Origin of the sequence: Marinomonas sp. CT5, assembly GCF_018336975.1 — a bacterium.
Taxonomy (GTDB): domain Bacteria; phylum Pseudomonadota; class Gammaproteobacteria; order Pseudomonadales; family Marinomonadaceae; genus Marinomonas.
Map to the genome: position 1 here is coordinate 3,680,309 of NZ_CP025572.1, position 15,414 is coordinate 3,695,722.

Genomic DNA, 15,414 nt, shown 5'->3' on the forward strand with positions numbered 1-15,414 from the left:
CTGTAAAAAAGAAGCCGCACCGAGTGGTGCGGCTTTTCTGTCTCATATTGCGAAATACATAACAACAATATGGGGCAGCGATATAGACCTTTCAAGTCTATTAACCTAGTTGCTTAAGGCCAGATTCTAATGTTTGTAAAATCAAAGTATTGATAGTCATAGGACCAACACCGCCAGGTACGGGTGTATAAGCGGCAACTCGATCCGTCAACGGAGCCAATTCAATATCACCAACGCCGCCAGGGTGGTAACCAGCGTCTACGACAATCGCACCATCTTTGATCCATTCCGCTTTAATAAATTCTGGCTTACCAACCGCGCCAACAATCACGTCAGCTTGTTTTACAAAGTCAGATAAATTCTGAGTGCGAGAATGACAAATCGTAACCGTCGCATTCGCATTCAACATCATCATGGCCATTGGTTTGCCAAGAATAGGGCTACGGCCGACCACAACAACGTGCTTACCTTCTAAGTTTATCTCATAAGCTTCAAGCAAACGCATGATGCCAGCAGGTGTAGCTGCGCCATAAGCAGGCTCTTTCATCGCCATACGACCAAACCCAAGACAAGTTACACCGTCAACATCTTTGTGAGCCGCAATCGCGTCAAAGCATAAACGCTCATTGATTTGTTCAGGCACTGGATGTTGCAACAAAATACCATGCACATCTGGATTATTATTTAGCTCGTTAATTTTTTCTAGCAACTGCTCTGTAGTTGTGGTTTCAGGCAATTCTATCGCCATAGAGTCCATTCCTACACGACGACAAGCATTGCCTTTCATTTTTACATAAGTGGCTGATGCCGGATCAGCACCCACTAAAATGGTTGCTAAAATTGGGGTGCATCCAGTGCGGTCTTTAAGCTCGCTAACTTGAGCCTGTAGGCGGTTTTCAGTTTCTTTGGCGCAAAGTTTGCCGTCAAGAACCAGTGCAGTCATGAATGAGCTCCAGTCAATTTAGAGTGATGTATATGAGGGAGCGGCATTATACCTCAACTTTTGCCTTGATACGCAGTGCCAAAGCGAATTTGTTCTGCAAAAGCACGAATCTTTCCTTTTAAGCTAAGCCGGTTCAAGATAGTCCACTAACAATTGCAGATTACGCTGACCACGAAATTCATTCACATCCAATTTATAAACCAAACGTGCTTGTGTTACCTTATCATTGGGCCATTTATCCAAATCGACAAAAAAGTTAATCGCATCTAATAGCAAGCCACTGCTAGGTTCACGCACCATTAACTTAAGGTGTTTCTCACCGACAATACGTTGTTGTAAAACATCAAATACGCCGTCAAAGCAAGGCTCAGGAAACATTTGCCCCCATGGGCCTGACAGCCGAACCTGCTCGGCAAAACTCAAACTAAAATCTTCCGGAGCCAATGGTCCATCAGTTAGCAATGTCGCTTCTAACTGATCAGGTGTCACCCATTCTGTAATAATGGCATCAAAAGCCAATCGAAAAGCGTCATAGTGGGATTCTTTGATCGACATACCTGCCGCCATGGCGTGGCCACCAAATTTACTGAGTAGCTGCGGATACCGCTTGGCCAACAAATCCAGCGCATCACGAATATGAACACCCGGAATGGAACGTGCCGAACCTTTTAATTCGTCCTCACCTACTCGGGCAAAAGCAATCACAGGTCGATGACATTTGTCTTTCATTCGCGAGGCTAAAATACCAATAACACCTTGGTGCCAATCCGCATCATAAAAGCACATGCCATTTGGCATCTCTTGATCCTCATCCAATAAAGACGTCAGCACGAGTTCAGCCTGCTCTTTCATATCGGATTCAATGGCTTTACGCTCACGATTGAATTGATCTAATTGCTGCGCATACTCACGAGCTTGGTGGGGATGTACAGCCAATAAACATTCAATACCGATCGACATGTCATCTAAACGGCCAGCGGCATTCAACCTTGGCCCAACAACAAAGCCCAAATCCGATGCTTTCAATTGCGTATAATCTCGACGACCCACGTCTAATAAAGCAAGAATGCCTGGACGAGCCAATCCCGCTTGAATACGCTTAATTCCCTGCTGGACCAAAATACGATTATTCGCATCCAATGGCACAACGTCCGCCACCGTCCCAAGTGCAACCAAATCCAAATAATCCGCCATTTTAGGTTCAGGAATATGCTGTTCAGCAAACCAATTTCGACGATTCAACTCAGCCCGTAACGCAGACATCACATAAAAGATTACCCCCACACCGGCTAAGTTTTTACTGGGAAAACCACAGTTGGGGTGGTTAGGATTCACAATGGCATCGGCATTTGGCAAGGTATCACCAGGTAAGTGATGGTCGGTCACAACCACTTTCATCCCGTAAGACTTTGCCGCCTGCACACCATCAATACTGGCAATACCATTATCTACCGTTACCAGAACATCTGGTGATCGCTGCTGCGCAACCTCAACAATTTCAGGGGTCAGACCATAACCAAATTCAAAACGGTTCGGCACCAAATACTCAGGCGTAATCGCCCCCATTGCCTCTAAAGCTAAAATACCAAGACTCGTACTGGTCGCTCCATCGGCATCAAAATCCCCTACAATGAGAATTTTCTGACCAGCTACAATAGCGTCGGCTAATATTTTCGCGGCGGCGGTTAAATCAAATAAAGAATCCGGCCGCAACAAATGCGGCAAGCGATAATCCAGTTGGGCAACAGACCTAACATTACGAGACAAAAATACTCGCTGTAGCGTTGCAGACATTGTTGATGGAAAGTCATTTTTTTCAGCCGGTACCGCTCGGCGCTCAATACGCATAGACATCTCAAAATCAAAGTAAGCACATAAACAAAGCATAACATGAAAATACAGAGTATCTCTGTGGACAGCGTATTTGCATTTAATACTCCATCCGCCCCCAACCAATTAACAAGTTTCTTTTCTAATCTCGTCTACCACTGGGCCCATAACATAAAAAGGCTACTCTAATTCAGCACCAGAGCAGCCTTTTTATATATTCAAAATAGAGCCAATAAATCTATCGCTAAGTTATACGAGTTTGATTTCGACCTGATCGCTTAGCATTGTATAAATGACTATCAGCCAAAGTAATGGCTTCTCGCAGCGACGTTGTTTCGTTCATCGTTGCCACACCAAAACTGATCGTCATATGAAAACGTTGATCAAGATACACAAATTCATGCTCAGCAACTCGTTCGCGTATTGATTCAGCGAACTCAAAGGCCTCATGCTCACTACAATTGCATGTTGCGATCAAAAATTCTTCCCCGCCCCAACGAGAGGCTAAATCACCTTCTTTTAGAGACGATTGAATGAGCTTTGCTAATTCAGTAAGTGCGTAATCACCAACATCATGTCCGTATTCATCATTAATCCGTTTAAAAAAATCCACATCCGCTAACAATAAATGAAAGCTAGTATATTGACTGGCCTCTAAGCGCTGCAGCATTCCACGCCGGTTTAATAAACTAGTTAATAAATCCGTATAGGCAACCAACTTCAGTTTCGCCGTTGTTTCTTTCAACTCTTGATTAAAACGAGACATCGAATATTCATAAATACCGGATAGAAATACGACAACAAGAAAAGCAAATAGAATCCTTGATTTCAATGTTGGGTCATAACCAAATTCAGAAAAATGGTTATTAGCAAAGAACATGATAATGACTAATGCTAGCGTGAAGACTCCGAGCTCTATCATGCCCTTTTTCATACCATGTAAAAACAATGAAACCGCTGGAACACAAAATATCCAAACATGACCAGTTCCATTTACTCCACCTGAATAGACCAAGTAGATCATTAGAAGATATAGGGGATAAATAACGAAATTTCCAGATAAGGTATGATTGTGAGTGTAACGCAAGTAAACGTGATTTATCGCATATAAGAAAGCAATAAAAAGGAGGAATGCTCCCAACAAAACTTGACCGTCAATTAACGACAGTATGCCCAAAGGAAGGCAAAAAATAACGCCAACTGAAGCAAACAAATTAATGATAAAAACTCGACGATTATCTTCCGAGAAAATATCGTATGTCCCGCCTACGTAGAAAAACTTAAACCAAGCGTTTTTGGTTTTACTTTTGGGCGTCATGTCAGAATTTTTTTTATCTGAATACTTTGTCATGAAAATTCTCCGACCTAGCGATTCTAAGTCGTATGGCTAGTTGACTTAATCCTACACCAAAGCCCAAAACAGCTCCTCTAATAATCCCTCACGATTACAAAATACAACAATTCATAAACTTAGTACTTTAAGTCGGATACAAACGCGATAATAAAACAGGCACAACCGTTTCCACTTTCAAAATACGATCGCCTAAATGAACCGATTCCATTCCTGCTTCAAGCCATTTGGACACTTCAAACTCATTCCAGCCCCCTTCCGGCCCCAGTGCCAAAACACAAGGCTGTTGAATATCAACAGGACATCGTTTGGCTAAATAGGGGTGAGCAAGTAAACCCACTTTATCTTTTAAAATATCTGGCAATTGGTCTTCAACAAAAGGACGAAACCTAGGAATCAAAGTCCAATTAGGCATTATAGTGTCTTTAGCTTGCTCCAACCCTTCTAGCAAACACTGCTGAATGGATTCAGTTTGCAATACCGGACTTTGCCAATAGCTTTTTTCCACTTTAGCCGAGTGAATAAGGTATAAATCTTTCACCCCCATGGCAGTGATATTCTGCAAAGTGCGCTTGAGCATATTAGGCCTAGGTAAAGCCATTACCAATACCATTGGCAAAGGTGTTGGCGGTTGAGAGGTAAGGTTTAATGAATGAATATAACCTGGCAAACTTTCGCTTGGTGGCTCATAAATCCCCTCGCCGATTTCTCCATTCATTATTCCCACACGCAGCACATCACCCGATTTAGCTTTAATGACTTTTGAAATATGGGTTTGCTGACGCTCAGTTAGACCATAACGTCCATCACCAAGGGTATTTTTAGAATCGAGTAAAATGATATTCATAGGATAAATGCTAAGTAAGTAAGAAAAAGAAACGGCCAATCAAAGATTGGCCGTTATTGGTTTTGATGAGCGATAACTATCTAGATTTTATCGGCTACAAAAGCCTGTACATCACTCAAACTATTCTCTAGAACAGTGTAGGACTCTTCTCGTTCAAAAAGGTCTTTCATATGCTCGGGTAATACTGGAGATTCACAACCTGCTTTTTCAACCGCTTCAGGGAACTTCACAGGATGTGCTGTAGCCAAGGTAATCATTGGCACAGACTGATCTTTCCAACAGTGACGAGCCGCTTCAAGGCCAATCGCAGTATGAGGATCTAGAAGGTACTGAGTGTTAGCGAAAACATCCGCAATCACTTCACAGGTCTTCTTATCGTCCACTTTATAGCTATCAAAGTTTTCTTTTACATAAGACCAAGCTTGATCATTTAATGATACATCGCCTTTATTAAAGCGAGACATTAAATCATCAATCGCCACACCATCACGACCATGAGCATCAAATAACAAACGCTCAAAGTTACTGGAAACCATAATGTCCATACTGGGCGACAAGGTCACATTCAAAGACTGACGGCTCATGTCATTTTCAGCAATCACACGATGTAGAATGTCATTCTGGTTGGTGGCAACAACAAGCTGATCAATAGGCAAGCCCATTTTCTTCGCTAAATAGCCCGCAAAAATGTCACCAAAATTCCCCGTTGGTACAGAGAAAGAGACTTTGCGATGAGGAGCACCAACAGACAATGCAGAAGAAAAGTAGTAAACGATTTGAGCCATAATTCGCGCCCAGTTAATCGAGTTAACCGCACCTAGCTTCGCCCCTTTCAAGAAAGACTGGTCTGCAAAGCTCGATTTCACCATGCCCTGACAGTCATCGAAGTTGCCCTTCACAGCGATATTAAACACATTGTCATCAATCACAGTTGTCATTTGACGACGCTGCACTTCAGATACACGCTGATAAGGGTGCAAAATAAAAATACTCAAGTGTTCGGAATGGCGACAACCTTCAATGGCAGCGGAGCCTGTGTCACCCGATGTTGCACCAAGAATAACCAATTTTTCTTTGCGCTCAGATAGAACATAATCCATCAAGCGACCAAGCAACTGTAAAGCAAAATCTTTAAAGGCCAACGTTGGACCGCGAAACAGCTCCAGTATCCATTCGTTATTGCCTACCTGAACCATTGGTGCGATAGCCGTATGATTAAAATCCGCATAAGCATCGTTAATCATAGTTTTAAACGCATCAGCAGGAATGTCGCCTTCCACAAAAGGCCACATCACTTTAAAGGCTAACTCTTGATAACTCAGATTTGCCCAAGAAGCGATTTCCTCTTTACTGTAGTGAGGCAAAGTTTCTGGCACATAAAGACCGCCATCATTTGCCAAACCAGCCAATAACACATCGCCAAAAGAAAGCGCAGGCGCTTTACCACGAGTAGAAATGTATTTCATATTTGCTCTCTCTTACGCCAAGTTTTCAACACGGATTCGCTGAACGGTCCCAGCAACATCCGGCAAGGCTTCAATCGCCGCAATCGCAGCATTCATATTGCGTTCTTTCACATCATGAGTCATAACAACCAATGGCACTAGCTCACTGCCTTCGCGCTCACGCTGAATCAGTGACTCTATACTGATATCATTAGTAGATAAAATCTGAGTAATATTCGCCAACACACCAGCACGATCTTTAATTGTCATATTAAGGAAGAAACCGCACTCAATTTCCTCAACAGGTAAAACTTGCACATCAGACAAAGAATCAGCCTGGAACGCCAAGTGTGGCACTCGGTTTGTTGGGTCTGCGGTCAAAGTACGAGCCACATCAATGACATCCGCAATAACGGATGATCCTGTTGGCAAAGCACCAGCCCCTGCGCCATACGTCAAAGTAGGACCGACAACATCACCTTGCACCATAATGGCATTCATCACGCCATTTACATTAGCCAAAAGCTGCTTATGGGAAATCAACGTCGGATGAACTCGCAATTCGATACCGGCTTTGGAACGGCGAGCAATTCCTAAATGTTTAATGGCATAACCAAGGTCATCGGCAAACGCCACATCTTCAGAGGTAATGCGACTGATCCCTTCGGTATAGGTTTTTTCAAATTGAAGCGGGATACCGAATGCGATAGAAGCAAGAATCGTTAGCTTGTGCGCGGCATCAATACCTTCAATATCAAAGGTCGGATCGGCTTCTGCGTAACCCAGTTCTTGTGCTTCGGCTAATACATCTTCAAACTCACGGCCTTTTTGACTCATCTCAGTCAAAATAAAATTACCAGTACCGTTGATAATACCCGCTAACCATTCAATTCGATTTGCAGACAAACCTTCGCGCAATTGCTTGATAATAGGAATACCGCCAGCAACTGCGGCTTCGAATGCTACAATTACACCTTTCTCTTGGGCCTTGGCAAAAATCTCATTGCCATGTTCTGCAATCAGTGCTTTGTTCGCCGTAACGACATGCTTACCATTTTCTATGGCTTTTAAAACCAGCTCTTTCGCCACAGACGTTCCGCCAATTAACTCAAGAACGATATCAATCTCTGGATTATTGACTACTTCAAAAATATCGCGGGTGACATTAATCTCGGAAGTGTCGCAAGCGTCATTATCACGACGAGCTCCGACTTGTTCAATAACAATGCTGCGACCCACACGTCGTGTAATCTCTTCCGCATTATTACAAAGAATATTAAAACTACCAGACCCCACAGTCCCTAGCCCACAAATCCCGACTTTTACCGGTTTCAAAACAATACCCCACAGAGACAATTTAATTTTTATAAAACACGTAATGTTAAAAGGCGCTTAATAAAGCCACATTTTGACTCATTATAACGCCAGTACTGCTCAAACCCAACGTAGAATAGGCTGAAGAAGGCTCATACTTAGTGGAATATTTTGTGATATAGCTATAACCCAAGACGTTTGACCAACTCAGTAGCAGGAAGGTAACCAGGCAAAAACTCACCGTCACTCAGTACAATACTTGGGGTACCGCGCACACCCACTTCGTTACCCAGTTTATATTGATCTGCAACTGGATTAACACATTTGTTTTCCGGAATCTCAGCGCCTAATTTTGCTTGTGTTAACCACTCTTTAGGGTCGGCCGAACACCAGATGCTCACCATTTTTGTATAAGCTTCCGAACCAATACCTGCTCTTGGGTACGCCAAATAACGAACAGTAACACCAGCCTCGTTCAGCTTTGGAACTTCTTTATGAAGCATTCGACAGTAACCACAATCGACATCAGTAAACACAGTGATATGTGCTTTCTCATCCTTTGCTTTATAAACAATCATTTGCGCTTCAGGTATTGCTTCAATCTTAGCAAGTTTTGCTTTTTCGGTTTCATTCTCAATGGAAGTTTCGTCTATTCGGTAAAGGTCACCTGCGACAAAATACTTACCATCTTGCGTCACATGAAGTGTTGGACCATTTTTTAAAGTCACAACATATAAGCCTGCGCCTTCATGTAATTCAGCGCTTTCAACTTCATATTGAGGTAAGGCCGTTTTAACTGCAGATAAGACATCAGATTGGCTAGCGAAGACAGCGTGAGAAAGGGAAAACAATACGCTGATTAGAGTAAAGCGGGATAGTAAACGGAGACAACTCTTCATGAAGAACCTCAAAGACATGGCGATTAATCCTTATTAGGCCATACGACAGGGAGTAAGTTCCATAAAAAAAGGCGACTTACGTCGCCTTTTTTTAATAAGAAAGAATTAACGTTTAGCCAATTTTTCTTTGATACGTGCAGATTTACCAGAACGCTCGCGTAGGTAGTAGATCTTAGCTTGACGCACGTCACCGCGGCGTTTAACTTCGATGCTTTCAACCAAAGGGCTGTACGTTTGGAAAGCACGCTCAACACCGATACCGCTAGAAATCTTACGAACGGTAAATGCTGAGTTAAGACCACGGTTACGCTTAGAGATTACAACACCTTCATAGGCCTGTAGACGCTCGCGTGAACCTTCTTTAACTTTAACTTGAACAACAATAGTGTCACCAGGACCGAAGGCTGGGACTTCTTTTGTCATCTGTTCAGCTTCTAACTGCTGAATCAGCTTAGTTTTATTGCTCATGGATGTGACTCCTAATGATATGGTTTCTTATCAGCATGAAGGTTCTTCTTTCTGATAAGCTCGCAATTCCTACTCTGCCGAGGTTGAATCTTCAGTTTCGCGAATAAACTCTTCTAACAACAACTGCTGTTCCTTGTCCAACTCAAGGTTCTGCAGAAGGTCTGGCCGGCGTTGAAAAGTTCTTCCGAGCTTTTGCTTTAAACGCCAGCGTCTAATCTCCTCGTGGTTGCCACTAAGCAATACCGATGGTACAGGTTCACCATTTAGTACTTCTGGGCGAGTATAATGCGGGCAATCCAACAAACCATCAGAAAATGAATCCTCATCTGCAGATGCTTGTTTTCCTAATACTCCTGGAACCATCCTAGAGACAGCATCCATTAATACCATTGCCGGCAACTCACCACCGCTTAGGACAAAGTCGCCAATTGACCATTCTTCATCAATCTCAGATTGAATAAAGCGCTCATCAACGCCTTCATAACGACCTGCTACCAGAATAAATTCTGCTTGTTTAGCAAGTTGTTGCACGCCTTCTTGCGTCAGCGTACGCCCTTGAGGGGATAGAAAAATAACTTTTGCATTGGGCACCGATAACTTGGCACTTTCAATAGCATCTTTGAGAGGCTGAACTTTCATCAGCATCCCTGGGCCACCACCATAAGGGCGATCATCTACAGTCTTATGTCTGTCATGAGTAAAATCGCGGGGATTGAAAAAATCCACCTCAATCAACCCAGACTTAATGGCTCTGCCTGTTACTCCATATTGAGTAATGGCTTGAAACATCTCCGGAAAGAGCGATATAACGCTAACCTTCACGTTGTGACCTCAGCTTATCTGTTTAAAATTCTGGATCCCAGTCAACTACCATTTCCTGCTGCTCTAAATCGATGTTTAAAACATAAGTTCCTGGAGCATAAGGAATCAATCGCTCTTCACGATCAAAGCTACCTTCACACGCGCGGACAACAATCACATCATTCGCACCGGTTTCCATAAGTTGAGAAACCTTCCCTAAGAGGACTCCCTCTTTAGTAATCACCCGCAGACCTTCCAGTTGACTCCAGTAATAATCACCTTCATCCAATTCTGGCAGCTCTGCTGCATCTATATAAACATCCAAACCGCAAATCTCTTTTACTTGATCTCTGTCGGTGTAACCTTTAACAGATGCCACCAAACCGCGCCCTTGCAGACGGCCTTGGCTTAACTCTACGATTTTCCACCCACTAGGGGTTTTCAACCACCAATGCTTATAATCAAAGATTCCTTGCATTGGATCGGTGTGCGAATATAACTTCACCCACCCTTTAACACCATAAACCGATGTAATGCGTCCAACTACAAGCGCTTGCTCAGGAGCGGCAGCTTGTTTTAGTTCAGACATAGCATTACCTCAGTATTAAGCGTTTTTGCTAGCATCTTTTACAAGCTGCGCAGCACGGTCAGAAAGTTGAGCGCCTTGGCTAACCCAATGATTAACGCGATCTAGATCGATGCGTAGACGTTCTTCTTGACCACGAGCAACAGGGTTAAAGAAACCCAAACGCTCGATATAACGACCATCACGAGCACGACGGCTATCAGCCACGTTCAAATGATAGAATGGGCGCTTTTTAGAGCCACCACGAGAAAGACGAATAGTTACCATATGATTGGTTCCTTATTGCTTAACGAAACACCCCTTGCCGAGTCGAATTTTTGACTCATACAACAAGAAGGCGGCATATTCTAGTCGATTCACTAGAAAAACAAAAGGGCGAATTACTCGCCCAGACATTAAAAACGGCAGTTTTTTAACTACCGTTAATAAAAACAAGAAGATATCTTTAAAATTTAGGGAAATTTCCACCGCCAGGCATACCACCACCCGGCATCATTCCACCTAAACCACGCATCATTTTCTTCATCCCACCTTTTGCAGACATCTTCTTCATCATCTTTTGCATTTGTTTATGCTGCTTTAGAAGACGATTCAAATCTTGAATCTGCAAACCAGCACCCGCTGAAATACGCTTTTTACGAGAACCATTAATCACATCAGGGTTATGGCGTTCTGCGGGGGTCATGGAATTAATCAAGGCTTCCATTTGAACAAACATTTTATCGTTCACTTTATCCTGAATATTACCAAGCTGGCCGCCCATACCTGGAAGCTTATCCAGCATAGAGCTCATGCCGCCCATATTTTTCATTTGCTGCAGCTGCTCTTTGAAATCTTCTAGATCAAAGCCTTTGCCTTTTTTCAGTTTGCCAGCAAGTTTTTCTGCTTTGTCTTTATCGATCTTTTGTTCTGCTTCCTCTATTAAAGAAAGCATATCACCCATTCCTAAGATACGAGATGCCAAACGATCAGGATGGAAAGGTTCTAATGCATCGGTTTTCTCACCTACACCTAAGAACTTAATCGGTTTACCCGTGATATGACGAACAGACAAAGCCGCCCCACCACGCGCATCACCATCGGTCTTAGTTAAAATGACACCAGTCAGTGGTAACACATCACCAAACGCTTTCGCCGTATTCGCCGCATCTTGCCCTGTCATTGCATCCACAACAAACAGAGTTTCAATAGGATTAACAGCTCCATGGAGCGCTTTTATTTCCGCCATCATGTCGTCATCGATAGACAAACGGCCTGCCGTATCAACAATCAGGACATCTTTATGACCTTTTTTAGCGTAATCAATCGCATTATTAACAATATCAATTGGCTTTTGAGATAAATCACTGGGAATAAAGTCAACACCAACTTCACCCGCCAAAGTCTCCAACTGTTTAATAGCGGCCGGTCGGTAAACGTCGGCACTAACAACCGATACCGATTTTTTCTCACGCTCTTTTAGGTATTTCGCAAGTTTGGCTGCCGATGTAGTTTTACCCGCACCCTGCAAACCCGCCAACAAGATAACCGCTGGACGCGAAACACGAAGGTTAAGGCCATCATTAGCCTCGCCCATTACGCTTTCAAGTTCTTGCTTAACAATTTTTAGGAAAACCTGACCAGGACTCAAACTCTTAGATACTTCAGTCCCGATAGCACGCTCTTTAACAGCAGCAATAAAGTCTTTAACTACTGGCAAAGCAACGTCGGCTTCGAGAAGTGCCATACGCACTTCACGCAACACTTCTTGTATATTGTCTTCCGTTAATTTCGCTCGACCTCGAATACGATCAAGCGAGGAAGTTAAACGATTCGATAAATTGTCGAACATATTGCCCTCAAATTTTGGCTCTAAATGGAAAAAAACCTACGGTTTCAGTTTATCCAAGGTGAAATTGTCTCTATTATAACGGATAAATGATTATCACCCTATACCTTTACTCTGCGGAACCATTAGTTTCATGACTCAATTATCGCTTTGGCTTGCTTGTATCGCTTGTTTGATTGCTGGCACAGCGTATTATCTGCGTCCAGAAAAACGCTTTACCCAATACATTGGGGCGATTGCAATTGCAATGCATACCTACGCCTTAACCCAAACATTGCTCAACCGCGATGGGTTTAACTTCCTCACTATTGGACTTTTAATTGCGCTTATTGGTAATTGCCTACTCTGGTTTAGTAATAGAGACAAAGATTTAACCCTATTGCTCGGAGCAGCATTTCCTCTTGGGGCCATTATTATCGCGTTAAATGCGATTGAACCTTGGGACTTGAAACAGCTGCACAGCCCATCTTGGGGAACCAGTGCTCACATTCTTATTGCTTCTGTTGCCTACAGTTTATTTACCGCCGCATGTGGCGTGGGTATTTTACTGTCCATGCAAGAATACCAACTTAAGCATCACAAACTAAAACAACTGCTCAGAGTGCCGCCATTACAAGTATTAGAGCGCTTAATGTTTGAGTTTATTTGGGCCGCCTTCATACTATTAACCATCACAATAGCAACAGGTTTTTACTTTATTGAGGATATGTTTGCCCAACACCTTGTCCACAAAACATTTTTCACAATTGCCTCATGGTTTGTCTTTGCTGGTTTATTACTGGGTAGACACATAGCAGGCTGGCGTGGTCAATTAGCCGTAAAGCTGACACTTAGTGGTTTTTTCCTTCTGATGATAGGCTACTTTGGTAGTCAGATTGCTTTACAGATTTTACTAAACTAACCAAATATTCAACAAAGTATGTTTGACAGTAGGATCTTAAGAACCAATAATCCATTTATCTTAATAATTGAGGCGATCCCTTTTTGAACGAAGTACCCTTAGGTGTTCTTGGTGGAATACTTTTTTGTCTTATTTTACTTTCCGCTTTCTTTTCGAGTTCCGAGACAGGGATGTTGTCGATCAATAAGTATCGACTCAAGCACCTTGTTAAAAACAAGAACCGGTCTGCCATTAAAGTAAACTCTCTCCTAGAACGCCCCGATAGACTTATCGGCGTCATCTTAATAGGAAATAACTTTGTTAATATCCTAGCGTCTGCAATAGCCACTATTATTGCCGTTCGCCTGTGGGGCGATGCAGGTGTCGCCATCGCCACAGCAGCATTGACGATGATCGTTCTAATATTCGCGGAAGTCACACCAAAAACATTGGCCGCCATACACCCTGAGAAAATTGCCTTTCCGGCCTCTTGGGTCCTTGCCATCTTATTGAAAGTACTCTATCCACTGGTTTGGCTAGTCAATGGTTTATCAAATGGTTTACTTCGTCTGATCGGCGTGAATGCCTCACAACAAAACCACGATACACTGGATTCAGAAGAACTCAGAACCGTGGTTAACGAAGCCAGCGGTCTGATCCCTGCAGCCCACCAAGAAATGCTTATTTCTATTTTAGACTTAGAAAAAGTCTCTGTAGAAGACATCATGATTCCTCGAAACGAAGTCATCGGTATCGATATTGAAGACTCAATTGAAGAAATCATCGAACAAATTTGCCAGACCCGACACACCCGTATGCCTGTCTATAATGGCGAGATCAACAAAGTAATTGGCATCCTTCATGCTCGCCACGCCGCTATGTTCTTACGAGACCCGAATCCATCAAAAGCGGCCTTATTAAAGGCGACGGTTGAGCCCTACTTTATTCCCGAAAGCACCTCCCTTAACACCGTGCTACTAAACTTCCAAAAAGATCACCAGCAAATGGGAATTGTGGTTGACGAATACGGTGATGTTCAAGGGATCGCGGCTTTAGAAGACGTACTTGAAGAAATCGTGGGGGAATTCACACCACCAACTCAAGACGAAGAAGAAGAAATTCAAACTCTGGACGATGGCTCTTTCAGAATCGAAGGCTCGACTCATATAAGAGAGATTAATAAAACACTTGAATGGCATCTTCCTACAGACGGACCAAAAACGCTGAATGGCCTTATTATCGAGACCTTGGAATTTATCCCAGAGCACCCAATTAGTCTATGGGTAGGCCACTATTTGATTGAGATTCAAGAGATCGAAGACAAAGTGGTTAAATATGCCAAACTTCAGTTAAAACGCTAAGGATTTATCATGAGATTCTGCCCGCAATGTGGTCATGCCGTTAATATGACAATTCCTGCCGGGGATAATAGACCACGTGCGGTATGCCCAAGCTGCCACTATATTGATTACGATAATCCTAGACTTATCACAGGCACTATCCCGCTTTATAAAGACAAAATCTTGTTATGCAGAAGAAACATTGAACCTCGTTTAGGTTTCTGGACCCTACCTGCTGGTTTTATGGAGAACCAAGAGACCACAAGTGAAGGCGCTTTAAGAGAAACCCTAGAAGAAAGCGGGTCGAAAGCAAAATGTAAGCAGGCTTTCAGTATGATCAGCATTCCGCGTATCAATCAAGTTCACCTTTTTTATATCGCAGAACTCGAAAAGGATGACTTTCATGCTACGGAAGAAAGCTCTGAAGTTGCACTATTTGATCTCGACGAAATCCCATGGGGTGAACTGGCTTTTAGCAGTGTAACCAAAACCATTGAATTCTTTATTGAAGATCATAAAAAAGGTCAATATGGTTTCCATGAAGACACCATTCACTTCAACACTGTATCTGAATAAAATGATAGGCCACCTCTTCATAGGGGTGCGCCAACAACAACGCAGCTAAAACCAGTTCTTTCACTTCCTCACTGAGCACCATTTCTACTCGATACTCATCAACACACTCTAATTCATCAAGTTTACCAAGAAAAGGAGTCGCTCCTTTCACTGGCCTAAATTGCCCCTGACCTTTCACCTGCCAACAACAAGAATCATAATTTCCCATGGAACCCGCACCAGCGTCAAAAACAGCCTGCTTAACCGATTCCAAATGACTTTCCGGAACATAAAAAACCAATGAATACATTTTCACTCCCCGATCCA

At 43.0% G+C, this 15,414-nt stretch carries 16 protein-coding genes; 3 read left to right on the top strand and 13 right to left on the bottom strand.

Translation table 11 applies throughout. The annotated features are described in order from the left end of the window. Positions 1-100: 100 nt before the first annotated feature. The 12 genes from folD to ffh all read right to left on the bottom strand — a co-directional run bounded on the left by folD (position 101) and on the right by ffh (position 12,315). Positions 101-943: a bifunctional methylenetetrahydrofolate dehydrogenase/methenyltetrahydrofolate cyclohydrolase FolD gene (gene folD / locus C0J08_RS17645; RefSeq protein ID WP_212653214.1), complete on the bottom strand. Its 843-nt coding sequence runs from the start codon at positions 941-943 to the stop codon at positions 101-103. Between the two features lie 123 nt (positions 944-1,066). Beyond that, a complete protein-coding gene (gene recJ / locus C0J08_RS17650) occupies positions 1,067-2,791 on the bottom strand; it encodes a single-stranded-DNA-specific exonuclease RecJ (protein WP_212653215.1) in 1,725 nt (574 codons plus the stop codon). A gap of 226 nt (positions 2,792-3,017) precedes the next feature. After that, entirely contained in the window at positions 3,018-4,124 is a 1,107-nt protein-coding gene (locus C0J08_RS17655; protein ID WP_212653216.1) for a GGDEF domain-containing protein, read from the bottom strand. Between the two features lie 127 nt (positions 4,125-4,251). Continuing rightward, positions 4,252-4,971, bottom strand: coding sequence for a 16S rRNA (uracil(1498)-N(3))-methyltransferase (locus C0J08_RS17660; RefSeq protein ID WP_212653217.1), 720 nt, complete (start codon positions 4,969-4,971; stop codon positions 4,252-4,254). An 80-nt stretch (positions 4,972-5,051) separates the two neighbouring features. After that, the gene (thrC, locus tag C0J08_RS17665; RefSeq protein ID WP_212653218.1) at positions 5,052-6,437 is read right to left on the bottom strand and encodes a threonine synthase; all 1,386 of its coding nucleotides are present in this window, start codon (positions 6,435-6,437) and stop codon (positions 5,052-5,054) included. Positions 6,438-6,449: 12 nt separating this feature from the next. Beyond that, a complete protein-coding gene (locus C0J08_RS17670) occupies positions 6,450-7,751 on the bottom strand; it encodes a homoserine dehydrogenase (RefSeq protein WP_212653219.1) in 1,302 nt (433 codons plus the stop codon). A gap of 161 nt (positions 7,752-7,912) precedes the next feature. Next, on the bottom strand, positions 7,913-8,629 hold the full coding sequence (locus C0J08_RS17675; protein ID WP_212653220.1) for a thioredoxin fold domain-containing protein: 717 nt from the start codon (positions 8,627-8,629) through the stop codon (positions 7,913-7,915). A 105-nt stretch (positions 8,630-8,734) separates the two neighbouring features. Beyond that, positions 8,735-9,097: a 50S ribosomal protein L19 gene (gene rplS / locus C0J08_RS17680; protein ID WP_110576970.1), complete on the bottom strand. Its 363-nt coding sequence runs from the start codon at positions 9,095-9,097 to the stop codon at positions 8,735-8,737. A 69-nt stretch (positions 9,098-9,166) separates the two neighbouring features. Next, positions 9,167-9,919, bottom strand: a complete 753-nt coding sequence (gene trmD, locus C0J08_RS17685; protein WP_212653221.1) for a tRNA (guanosine(37)-N1)-methyltransferase TrmD — start codon at positions 9,917-9,919, stop codon at positions 9,167-9,169. 22 nt (positions 9,920-9,941) lie between these two features. Continuing rightward, positions 9,942-10,487, bottom strand: a complete 546-nt coding sequence (rimM, locus tag C0J08_RS17690; protein ID WP_212653222.1) for a ribosome maturation factor RimM — start codon at positions 10,485-10,487, stop codon at positions 9,942-9,944. 15 nt (positions 10,488-10,502) lie between these two features. Then, positions 10,503-10,751 carry a 30S ribosomal protein S16 gene (gene rpsP, locus C0J08_RS17695; protein WP_012071436.1) on the bottom strand — a complete coding sequence of 83 codons (249 nt, stop codon included), beginning with the start codon at positions 10,749-10,751 and terminating at the stop codon, positions 10,503-10,505. Positions 10,752-10,929: 178 nt separating this feature from the next. Next, positions 10,930-12,315: a signal recognition particle protein gene (ffh, locus tag C0J08_RS17700; RefSeq protein ID WP_212653223.1), complete on the bottom strand. Its 1,386-nt coding sequence runs from the start codon at positions 12,313-12,315 to the stop codon at positions 10,930-10,932. A 130-nt stretch (positions 12,316-12,445) separates the two neighbouring features. Between ffh and C0J08_RS17705 the strand changes: the two genes are divergently transcribed. The 3 genes from C0J08_RS17705 (at position 12,446) to C0J08_RS17715 (ending at position 15,108) form a co-directional block, all read left to right on the top strand. Then, positions 12,446-13,213: a cytochrome C assembly family protein gene (locus tag C0J08_RS17705; RefSeq protein WP_212653224.1), complete on the top strand. Its 768-nt coding sequence runs from the start codon at positions 12,446-12,448 to the stop codon at positions 13,211-13,213. A gap of 83 nt (positions 13,214-13,296) precedes the next feature. Continuing rightward, the gene (locus tag C0J08_RS17710) at positions 13,297-14,553 is read left to right on the top strand and encodes an HlyC/CorC family transporter (protein ID WP_212653225.1); all 1,257 of its coding nucleotides are present in this window, start codon (positions 13,297-13,299) and stop codon (positions 14,551-14,553) included. Positions 14,554-14,562: 9 nt separating this feature from the next. Next, a complete protein-coding gene (locus C0J08_RS17715; RefSeq protein WP_212653226.1) occupies positions 14,563-15,108 on the top strand; it encodes an NUDIX hydrolase in 546 nt (181 codons plus the stop codon). On the opposite strand, the gene C0J08_RS17720 is transcribed toward C0J08_RS17715, so the two are convergent. Next, a complete protein-coding gene (locus C0J08_RS17720; protein WP_212653227.1) occupies positions 15,089-15,397 on the bottom strand; it encodes a YqfO family protein in 309 nt (102 codons plus the stop codon). The two genes, C0J08_RS17715 and C0J08_RS17720, sit on opposite strands and share 20 nt — an antisense overlap. Positions 15,398-15,414 lie beyond the last annotated feature (17 nt).